The sequence below is a fragment of the Streptococcus sp. 2154 genome (assembly GCF_013277255.1).
GTDB lineage: Bacteria > Bacillota > Bacilli > Lactobacillales > Streptococcaceae > Streptococcus > Streptococcus pseudopneumoniae.
Window position 1 is genome coordinate 8,956 of record NZ_VMMK01000064.1, and the last position, 9,822, is coordinate 18,777.

A 9,822-nucleotide genomic window follows, 5' to 3' on the forward strand; every position below is an offset into this window, starting at 1 on the left:
ATTTTCATTGAGTATTAGATTTTTGAGTAAAAAGCATAGAAAAACAGCCCCTGAGGACTGTTTGATCTTATACAGTAGCTGCTTGATCCAAGCTTTCACCGATAGCGGCTAGGCGCTCGATTACTTCAGCTTGTGTCAATTCATTTTTTGAAACATAGCGGTTACGTGGGTGAACACGGCACTCGTGTGAGCATCCACGAAGGTACTTGTCTTCATTTTCTTCTGATGTCAAGATACGACGGTTACAGAAGGGATTTCCACAGTTGACATAACGTTCACATGGTGTTCCATCAAACCAGTCTTTCCCTACGATGGTTGGGTTGACATGGTTGACATCAACAGCGATACGTTCGTCAAAGACGTACATTTTCCCATCCCAAAGCTCACCTTGAACTTCTGGGTCTTTACCGTAAGTTGCAATTCCTCCGTGCAATTGGCCGACATCTTTGTAGCCTTCACGAACCATCCAGCCTGAGAATTTCTCACAGCGAACCCCACCTGTACAGTAAACCACGACGCGCTTGTCCATGAATTTTTCCTTGTTATCACGGACCCATTGTGGTAACTCACGGAAGTTGCGAATATCTGGGCGAATAGCTCCACGGAAATGTCCTAGGTCGTACTCATAATCGTTACGTGTGTCAAGGACAACGGTATCTTTATCAAGAAGCGCTTCTTTGAACTCTTTTGGAGACAAGTAAGCACCTGTTGTTTCAAGTGGGTTGATGTCATTGTCAAAGTCGTTGTCTTCCAAACCAAGGTGGACAATTTCTTTCTTGTAGCGAACAAACATCTTCTTGAAGGCTTGTTCATTTTCTTCGTCAATCTTGAACCAAAGGTCTTCCATGCCTGGGAGACTGTGAACGTAGTCCATGTATTTTTGAGTTGTTTCATAGTCACCTGAAACTGTTCCGTTAATTCCCTCGTCAGCGACTAGGATACGGCCTTTAAGGCCGATTGATTTACAGAAAGCCAAGTGATCTGCAGCAAATTGCTCTGCATTTTCAATTGGAGTATAAAGGTAGTAAAGTAAGACACGAATATCTTTTGCCATAAGATTTGTTCTCTTTTCTATTCTTAAATTTTCTAAATTTTTTATTTATCCATACTAGTATACCTGCTTGAGAAAACGAATGCAATTTATTTGACTGGAAATTGTAGAGGGTTATCGAAATTTCCTGAATGGTTATACTCTTCGAAAATCTCTTCAAACTACGTCAGCTTCACCTTGCCGTAGGTATATGATACTGACTCTGTCAGTTCTATCCACAACCTCAAAACTGTGTTTTGAGCAGCCTGCGGCTAGCTTCCTAGTTTGCTCTTTGATTTTTATTGAGTATTAAAATAAGGATAAGAGAAAACAGGAATATCTATATCCTTGTGCCCAAAAAACCACTGCCTCCCCCAGATAAGCCTGAGGAAAGCAGTGATTCTTATTTTAGGAGTTAGGAATGAATACACGAAATCAATTTAGCTGATTATTTTTTGTTTTTCAAGAATTCATCGTATTGTTTTTGCATTTCGTTCAATACTTTTTCGTAGGAACCTTCAGATTTCAATTTTTCCATCAATTCTGGAATCGCTTTATCTGGGTCAAATATAATAAAATGAAATAAGAATCGAGCAATTTAATTTTGGAATCCAAATCAATTTATAACAATATTTTAGAAGAGATGCTGTACTATTCTAAATTCAATATAATAATTTAACCATATTTTATGAGATATGTAAATCTAATAACTTATTTTATAAAGACATTATCACATTCGAATTACAAATCACAAATACTTTATTTTGCGATTGACATTATAAAAAAAAGTAGTACAATGTAAATGAAATCGATTTCACTAAAATACAAAGGAGGTATTGTGATGACAAATTTGAAAAAATGCATCGCATTAGGACTGGGAGTCGCTTGCTTACTCCCCTTAGCTAGTCAGACTGTTTCTGCTAAGATGGTGTATTTCAATCTTCATGTTACACGCGAAGACTATTCCGTTAGTAGCCGAAAAACTGAAAAAACAGACGGCTCCCCTGCTGTTGCTAATATCACAGGTGGTCTTGGTTGGGGAAAAAAGGTCAGAATTCGCGCTTGGACTGCTGCTGAGGATGAGCCTGCAACTGAGATGAAAATAGCTGATTCAAATGGTCGCTATAATCTTCGCTATAACAATGGTTATGGAACAATTGGACGCTATTATTATCTCAACGCCTCTAAATATGGTTGGCTCAATTCGAATATAACAGGACGTTTTGACCCTTAATTCGTCTCAAAACAAAAAGTAACAAACATTGGGTTATTCGCTAGTTTATCATGTGAGCGCTCACTAGCCTAACGCCCCCTTCTAAGAGTAGAGGCATCATCTAAAAAGTATCATGTCTCTGCTCCTTTTTTAAAGGAGCTTTTTACTATGAAAAAATACCTATTATTTCTACTTATTCTTCCCTTTATCTTTTTAACAGCTTGTCAATATAGCCAAAAGCAAACAACTGAGATAAATAAGGAAAATCTTCCCATAAAAGAAGGTTATAAAGAGATAACAGAGCAAATCTATCTATCAGACCAGATAGATACCTCCTATAAAGAAGAATTGCCTTTTTGGGACTCAAAAAAAGGAGACAAAGAAACATTGGTAACAGCTATCCAAAATTTTATGGGAAGCGATAGTGAAATTAGTGAAATTATTGCCGATAAGAATCCTTTAACCAGACTCCAAAAAGGAAAGACCAGAGCAGATATTACCGTCAATAAAACTGGATCATGGATTCATTTAACATCTGATCAAATATCAGATCTATCAAGTGTTTTCCACAACCTACGATTAGACGCTATTGAAAATAATCTAAATCTAACCGACTTTAAAGAAGAACTTCCATTTTCAAAAGAAGATGGTGTTAACAAAGTTAAGCAATTTCTAAATACCCTCCAATTAGGATTTGACGATTATGATTATCTCATCTACGCTATCTCAAAAGAAACACTCCTTGAGTATCTCCCAACCTACGAAAGAAATGCCAAAGAATTAAAAGGAACAAAGATAGACAAAAACAATCTGACTGATATGTGCTATGTTACTGTTTTTCCAAAACTTTCTAGTAAAAGAGTTATTGATGGCGAAACTCAGCTAGGTTCATCCGGAGAGATTAGTTTTATTCATGGTCCTGACCTAAACTTTATCATCACCCAAGCAGGGATTCAAGGAATTGATTTATCTGGTGTTATCTTACCGACTCAAAAAATAGATAAAATGGCGACTCTTTCTGTCCAAAAAGGATTAGACGTCTTAAAAGAAAAATACGAAAATTTGATTTTGGACAGTCCAATTTATATTGAGTCATTTACAATTGAGTATATACCTATTCCCACTCAAGAAAAAGAACTCTATGGAGGAAATCTCTATCGTCCCTTCCTAATCTTTACAATCAAAGAAAAAGATTGTATAGATAAAGCAGTTATCGATCCCACAAACTGGAAAGAGGTAAGTTAGATGAAACTACTTCTCCCCTTTAAATATACGCTAAAAGATTGGAGGATTTGGATTGGACTACTCTTTTCCTTAGTAGTTGCATTGATGATGTCCTATACAGATCTAACAATAAAATTAGACGGAAGAAATTCACTTGCAGTCCCTGATTATTTCATGCTCTCCTTCTCTAGAAATCTAGCAATGTCATTATATATCTTAACAGCAGCTTCCACTGTAGTAACAGACTTTTCACAAGACTACCATCAAAATAGACTTCCTTTTTTACTTAGTCGTATGTCTCTGCGACAATACGCTTCTTCCTTCGTCAAACGGTTAATTTTCCGTTCTTATTTTGTAGGACTGACCTTAGGATTCTGTTTTTTAATTCTCCTCTCCTTTTATTTTCCCCTCACTAATTCTCACTACTCATCTACTTTTAGCAATCAGTGGTTGTTAAATCAAGGATTTATATTCCTTTTCTACTTCCTTCTCATTAGTCTAATTGGACTCTATTTTGCATTCTTTACTCTATTAGGTGGAGTTCTTTCCGTTTTTTACCCTAATGTGTTAATGGTCTATCTTCTTCCAAGTACAGCCTGGTTTGTCCTCACAACATTTGGTTTAGAGAGAGTTCTCCCTTTTTTTACTCTACCACATATCGTCTTAACGACAGATGATTATTTACGAGAAGGGCTAGCATATTTTCAAGTAGGTGACGAAAACTTTCGAAATATTTTTTCGTTGCTTTATCCTTATATTTTCTTAACTCTATGGGCACTTTTGTCAATAGAGATCATTCGACTAGCTCTTAAAAAACATTGGCATTTTTATGATAAGGAGTAATCTTATGGAGATTATACGTGTAGTAACTATTCTCTTAAAACAACAATTCACCTTTAAACGATTGTTGCCTATCTTAATTTTCTTTCACCTCTATACTTTGATTTTAATGCTACCTTTTTCTAATTTAGCTAATCACTTCAAAGAAACTTATCCTGTCAGCATTGTAACTGTTCTCTTCACGAGTCAATGGTTCACTGCAATTTCTATTTTATCTGTCATACTACTATTTAGCAATCTTCCTTTAAAAGATACTTTCCAGTTTTGGTTAATCTTAAAAATCGGACAGAAAAAGTGGATGCTCTCCCAGTTTATTTATCTGCTTATCGCGAGCTTAATCGCTTCGATTTACCAAATCATCAGCATTTTAATCACTTTTCTCCCTACACTACACCTTTCAAATCATTGGGGACGTCTCCTACCCTCCCTAGCTCAAGGACGCATTTCATTTCCGGAAGGTGTTGATAGCATGACGCATCTACGCTCAATTATACTGCAATATTATTCTCCCTATGGCGCTTTTTTTCAAATATTCTTATTGTTATTCCTTATGTTCATATTGATTGGGGGAGTGATTTTCGTTTTCAATAGTTATTATTCTAATTTAGGAAATACCTTAGCCTGTGGATTAGTTATTGTAGAATTATTTATTACAGAAGCTTCACGTTTCTGGATTAAATTTTTATCTCCTTTAACTTGGCTAGACTTCCATTATATTAAATACGAAGCCCATTCTGGCTTACTATCCCTACCAGAAATAATTACTCGTATCCTACTTTTATACCTTTTGCTCACCATAATCCTAGTTGTTATGAAAAAAATAAGGAGACAATAGATATGACAGACTTACATTTAAAATCTATTCGTAAAAACTATAAACACAATGTAATTTTTGAAGACCTTTCCTTTGAATTTTCCAGTGGAAATATATACGGAATTGTTGGATATAACGGTTCAGGAAAAACAGTTTTACTCAAGTGTTTAGCGGGATTAGAAGGTATAACTGAAGGAAAAATCGAATTAGATGGAAACATACTTGGAATAGATTTTCCCTTCTTACCAAGTGTAGGTGTTATTATTGAGACTCCAGGATTTCTGGAAGGTTATTCTGGTTTTGATAACTTACATCAACTAGCTCTAATCAAAAATAAAATAGGAGAGAAAGAAATCATTCAGAGTATGATAGATGTAGGACTCGATCCTAGTTCTTCTAAAAAAGTAAAACACTACTCTTTAGGAATGAAACAAAAATTAGCTCTAGCACAGGCTTTTATGGAAAATCCAGATATATTACTCTTAGATGAACCAATGAACGGACTTGATAAGCAATCTGTTCAAAAAATTCGAGAAAAATTACTCCACCTAAAAGAAAAGGGGAAACTTATTATTCTAGCTTCTCATATAGAGCAAGATATCGAATGTCTCTGTGATGAAGTTCTATACTTGGGATAAGAATGATTTATTACAGAGACAACACTCCTCATAAAATAGCAATTTTATACAAAAAGACCAACTATACCTGAATTATATTAGTTGGTTTATTTTTCATTCAAAAAATCACTGCCTTCCCCAGATAAGCCTGAGGAAAGCAGTGATTCTTATTTTAGGAGTTAGGAATGAATACACGAAATCAATTTAGCTGATTATTTTTTGTTTTTCAAGAATTCATCGTATTGTTTTTGCATTTCGTTCAATACTTTTTCGTAGGCACCTTCAGATTTCAATTTTTCCATCAATTCTGGAATCGCTTTATCTGGGTCTACAGTACCAGTGTTGATAGCTGTATCAAATTGTTGCATTGTGTTAGCGATAGCTGAGATTTCAGATTTCACATTGTCAGTGTTAAAGATAAATCCAAGCGCTGGAGATTCTTTAGCTTCTGCCAATTCTTTCTTAGAATCTGCAATTTGTTGATCTGTAACGTTTTCGTTGATGTAAAGAATCCAGTTGTTACCAGTGTTCCATCCACCCATGTGAGTGTTTCCTTTGTAGCCATCAAGAACGCGAACACGGTTTTCTTTACCTTCAATTTTTTCCCAGTTCTTGCCTTCTGGACCGTAAACCAGACCGTTCAAGAGTTCTGGGTTCGTATTCAAGAGGTTCAACACCTCCATTGATTTTTCTTTGTTCTTAGAGTTGTTTGAGATGACAAAGTTAGCAACTTGTGTTGTTTGGTTTTTCTTGATGAAGTTAGTAATTGGTTTGATTTGGATATCTTTGTTGGCAACACGTGAAAGCAAGCTGTTACCGTAGTCAGCTGGTCCTACTGTTTCTTCACGAACGAACCAAGTATCTTGTTGAAGGTCAAAGGAAGTATCGCTTGTTGCGACGTCTTTTGGAATGTAGCCAGCTTCATAGAATTTGTGAAGAGTCTTCAAGTGTTCTTTGAAACGAGGCACTTCGTAACGGTTTACAACTTTAGTAGTATCGCCTTCAAGGTCGATAACGAATGGAAGACCGTTTGCTACTGGGTAGTCAAAGTTATCAGATGGGATGAAAACTTTACCAATAGCAAATGGTACTACGTCTGGAGCTTTTTCTTTAATTTGTTTCAAGACTGGCTCAAGAGTTTCGTAAGAAGTAACACCTGAAATATCGATACCATATTTAGCAAGGAGAGTTCCGTTGAAGGCAAAGTTTTGAGATGATGCAACGTTGGCTGCAACTGGAACAGCGTAAATCTTACCATTTACAGTATTACCCTTGATGTAAGCTGGGTCAAGTGCCTTGTAAAGGTCTTTACCTTCTTTTTTGTACAATTCTGTCAAGTCAGCGTAAGCACCTTTTTGAGCATTTACAATATAGTTATCTGCAAAGGCAATATCATAGTTTTCACCAGATGATGTGATAACTGACATTTTCTTACCATAGTCACCCCAGCCAAGGTATTGGATATCCAATTTGGCACCAACTTTTTCTTCGATGATTTTGTTGGCATTTGCTAACAATTCATCCAAGTTATCTGGTTTGTCACCGATTTGGTACATTTTGATAACAGGTTTGTCACCTGAATCAGCAGCTTTTTTGCTGTTACCTGTCAAGTTTCCACAAGCAGCAAGACCTGCAGCCAAAGCGACTACACTAGCAGATGCAAAAGCATATTTTTTCCAGTTTTTCATGATAAAAACTCCTTTTTTTATTTTTAAACTTATAAACAATGTAATGATGTTAACTTCACGCAAGGGAAGTTTGGAAATGAGAAATGTTCTTTCTCAATAAACACTATTCTTTCACACCACCGATAGTCAAACCTTTTACAAAGTAGCGTTGGAAGAATGGATACAAAATCGCGATTGGAAGGGTTGCAACCACAACCATGGCCATACGACCTGTTTCTTTCGGTAGAGCAACTCCCAGTTGACCAGTCAAGCCGACCGCTTTGGCAATGTAGTCCATATTTTGTTGGATTTGCATAAGCAAATATTGCAATGGATACAAGTTGTCACTCTTGATGTAAAGAAGGGCGTTGAACCAGTCATTCCAGAAACCAAGTGCTGTCAAAAGCGTGATGGTTGCGATACCTGGTAGTGACAATGGCAAACAGATTTGGAAGAAAATCCGAGCCTCACTGGCACCATCGATACGAGCCGATTCGAGAATGGCTTCTGGAATGGTCTTCTTGAAGAAGGAACGCATCAAGATGATGTTAAATGGTGAGAGAAGCATTGGAACAATCAAGGCCCAAACAGTATCCCCAAGCTGAAGCACACGGGTCACCATGATATAACCTGGTACCAAACCAGCGTTGAACAACATACTGAGAAGGACGAAGATGGTAAAAAATCTGCGATACTTAAATGTTGTCCGTGAGATAGCGTAGGCATAGGTTGTTGTGATAAAGACATTTGTAAATGTCCCAACTACGGTTACAAAGACAGAAATGAAGAGGGCTTGTAAGATTTTATCCTTAAACTGTGCCAAGAACTCAAAACCGTCTAATCCAAATTGGGATGGGAAGAAGCTGTAGCCGTATTGGAGGAGGCTTTTCTCGTCCGTCACTGAAATAATGACAACGAATACGAAGGGTAGGATACAAGAGAGGGCAATCAAACCCGAAATGATACTGAAGAAGATATCTGCTTTCTTACTGAAGGAGTGAATGCCGACATTATCAATTTTTTCTTTTTTAATTTTCTTTTCTGCCATATTCTCCTCCTTTCTAGAACAAAGCTGAGTTTGGATCAACTCGTCTTGCCAGTAAGTTTGATAGAACCACCAGAATCAAGCCGACTACTGATTGGTAGAGACCTGCTGCTGAAGCCATCCCGATATCCGCTGTCTGGGTCAAACCATTATATACATATACGTCCAAGACGTTGGTTACGTTATAAAGCTGACCAGCATTGTGAGGGATTTGGTAGAAGAGACCGAAGTCTGCACGGAAGATATTTCCGACTGCAAGGATGGTCAATACAGTTACCAGCGGTGTCAACTGCGGAATGGTTACATTGCGAATCCGTTGCCATTTGCTGGCTCCGTCTACTGTCGCTGCTTCGTAGTAGGTTGGATCAATTCCCATGATTGTCGCATAGTACATGACACTGCTATATCCAAAACCTTTCCAAATACCTAGGAAAAGTAGGAGATAGGGCCAAATTCCCAAATCAGCGTAGAAGTTGACTTCTTTTAGACCAAGACTTTCCAATAAATGGTTGAACACCCCTTTATCAATGTTTAGGAAGGCATCTGTAAAGAAACTGATGATAACCCAAGACAAGAAGTAAGGGAACAACATAGAAGTTTGGAAAATCTTCACCATTCTCTTGGAACGGAGTTCACTGAGGATAATGGCAATCCCTACAGATACAACCAAACCTAGAAAGATAAAGCCAAGATTGTATAGGACAGTATTTCGTGTGATAATAAAGGCGTCTCTTGAACTAAATAAGAATCTGAAATTATCAAGTCCGACCCATTTACTATTTATGATACTATCTATGAAACCATTACTGGTCATGTGGTAGTCTTTGAAGGCAACCACGTTCCCAAATACTGGAATGTAGAAGAATAGAATCAACCAGAGCGCCCCTGGCAAAACCATCAAGAGAAAGATCCAGTTGTCTCTCAAGGTTTTTGAAAACTTATTCATAATTTCCCCCCTTTTTTATTTTGATATCCATCTAAAAATTCCTTTTTAGACTTTTGATAACGATTACATTATTAGTATACTCCTATTTGCAGATTAGGTTAAACTCCTAATTATAGAAAAAACTCCACAAATTATGTAGCAGATTTAAAACTTTATCACCACTATCAAACAAATGTTCTAAATCAATTGTTTATTTTATCTCTATTAGCCTAATGATAGATACCTTGTTATGACGCACTGACACTAAATTTTAGGACAACTGATGCTAGCTAGTATTTTCAGAAGAAAAGTAACCGTCCAATAACGAAGTATATTGAAAAATCTCCAGACTAGGGAACTCACGGATAGTTCCTAATCTGGAGATTTCTTATTTGCACTTTTCTTGTACAACTTTAGTCCATGGTAAATAAGCCTCTAAAACCTCTT

10 protein-coding genes are annotated in these 9,822 nt (G+C 36.8%); 5 read left to right on the forward strand and 5 right to left on the reverse strand.

Features of this window, described 5'->3' with window-relative positions:
- Positions 1-67: 67 nt before the first annotated feature.
- Both HT693_RS10245 and HT693_RS10250 read right to left on the reverse strand, forming a co-directional pair.
- Positions 68-1,054, reverse strand: a complete 987-nt coding sequence (locus HT693_RS10245) for a rhodanese-related sulfurtransferase (protein ID WP_001030014.1) — start codon at positions 1,052-1,054, stop codon at positions 68-70.
- Positions 1,055-1,478: 424 nt separating this feature from the next.
- Positions 1,479-1,628 carry a DUF3502 domain-containing protein gene (locus HT693_RS10250; protein ID WP_329600473.1) on the reverse strand — a complete coding sequence of 50 codons (150 nt, stop codon included), beginning with the start codon at positions 1,626-1,628 and terminating at the stop codon, positions 1,479-1,481.
- 243 nt (positions 1,629-1,871) lie between these two features.
- On the opposite strand from HT693_RS10250, the gene HT693_RS10255 reads away from it, so the two are divergent.
- The 5 genes from HT693_RS10255 to HT693_RS10275 all read left to right on the forward strand — a co-directional run bounded on the left by HT693_RS10255 (position 1,872) and on the right by HT693_RS10275 (position 5,759).
- Positions 1,872-2,264, forward strand: coding sequence for a hypothetical protein (locus HT693_RS10255; RefSeq protein ID WP_023941407.1), 393 nt, complete (start codon positions 1,872-1,874; stop codon positions 2,262-2,264).
- Positions 2,265-2,411: 147 nt separating this feature from the next.
- Positions 2,412-3,488 carry a hypothetical protein gene (locus HT693_RS10260; RefSeq protein ID WP_172925154.1) on the forward strand — a complete coding sequence of 359 codons (1,077 nt, stop codon included), beginning with the start codon at positions 2,412-2,414 and terminating at the stop codon, positions 3,486-3,488.
- The gene (locus HT693_RS10265) at positions 3,489-4,310 is read left to right on the forward strand and encodes a hypothetical protein (RefSeq protein ID WP_000771482.1); all 822 of its coding nucleotides are present in this window, start codon (positions 3,489-3,491) and stop codon (positions 4,308-4,310) included. It begins immediately after the preceding gene.
- 4 nt (positions 4,311-4,314) lie between these two features.
- Positions 4,315-5,142, forward strand: a complete 828-nt coding sequence (locus tag HT693_RS10270; RefSeq protein WP_000402862.1) for a hypothetical protein — start codon at positions 4,315-4,317, stop codon at positions 5,140-5,142.
- A gap of 2 nt (positions 5,143-5,144) precedes the next feature.
- Entirely contained in the window at positions 5,145-5,759 is a 615-nt protein-coding gene (locus tag HT693_RS10275) for an ATP-binding cassette domain-containing protein (RefSeq protein WP_000130637.1), read from the forward strand.
- A gap of 191 nt (positions 5,760-5,950) precedes the next feature.
- Here HT693_RS10275 and HT693_RS10280 read toward each other — a convergent pair whose 3' ends face one another.
- The 3 genes from HT693_RS10280 to HT693_RS10290 all read right to left on the reverse strand — a co-directional run bounded on the left by HT693_RS10280 (position 5,951) and on the right by HT693_RS10290 (position 9,396).
- Positions 5,951-7,426: an ABC transporter substrate-binding protein gene (locus HT693_RS10280; protein WP_023937446.1), complete on the reverse strand. Its 1,476-nt coding sequence runs from the start codon at positions 7,424-7,426 to the stop codon at positions 5,951-5,953.
- A gap of 103 nt (positions 7,427-7,529) precedes the next feature.
- Positions 7,530-8,453 (reverse strand): carbohydrate ABC transporter permease, encoded by a 924-nt coding sequence (locus tag HT693_RS10285; protein WP_055356821.1) that lies wholly within the window; start codon positions 8,451-8,453, stop codon positions 7,530-7,532.
- A 13-nt stretch (positions 8,454-8,466) separates the two neighbouring features.
- Positions 8,467-9,396 carry a sugar ABC transporter permease gene (locus HT693_RS10290; protein WP_007284784.1) on the reverse strand — a complete coding sequence of 310 codons (930 nt, stop codon included), beginning with the start codon at positions 9,394-9,396 and terminating at the stop codon, positions 8,467-8,469.
- Positions 9,397-9,822 lie beyond the last annotated feature (426 nt).

Bases quoted from the DNA above. Each gene is read 5' to 3' on its own strand.
- HT693_RS10245 (WP_001030014.1), bottom strand. From the start codon at position 1,054: ATGGCAAAAGATATTCGTGTCTTACTTTACTACCTTTATACTCCAATT.
- HT693_RS10255 (WP_023941407.1), top strand. From the start codon at position 1,872: ATGACAAATTTGAAAAAATGCATCGCATTAGGACTGGGAGTCGCTTGC.
- HT693_RS10260 (WP_172925154.1), top strand. From the start codon at position 2,412: ATGAAAAAATACCTATTATTTCTACTTATTCTTCCCTTTATCTTTTTA.
- HT693_RS10265 (WP_000771482.1), top strand. From the start codon at position 3,489: ATGAAACTACTTCTCCCCTTTAAATATACGCTAAAAGATTGGAGGATT.
- HT693_RS10270 (WP_000402862.1), top strand. From the start codon at position 4,315: ATGGAGATTATACGTGTAGTAACTATTCTCTTAAAACAACAATTCACC.
- HT693_RS10275 (WP_000130637.1), top strand. From the start codon at position 5,145: ATGACAGACTTACATTTAAAATCTATTCGTAAAAACTATAAACACAAT.
- HT693_RS10280 (WP_023937446.1), bottom strand. From the start codon at position 7,426: ATGAAAAACTGGAAAAAATATGCTTTTGCATCTGCTAGTGTAGTCGCT.
- HT693_RS10285 (WP_055356821.1), bottom strand. From the start codon at position 8,453: ATGGCAGAAAAGAAAATTAAAAAAGAAAAAATTGATAATGTCGGCATT.
- HT693_RS10290 (WP_007284784.1), bottom strand. From the start codon at position 9,396: ATGAATAAGTTTTCAAAAACCTTGAGAGACAACTGGATCTTTCTCTTG.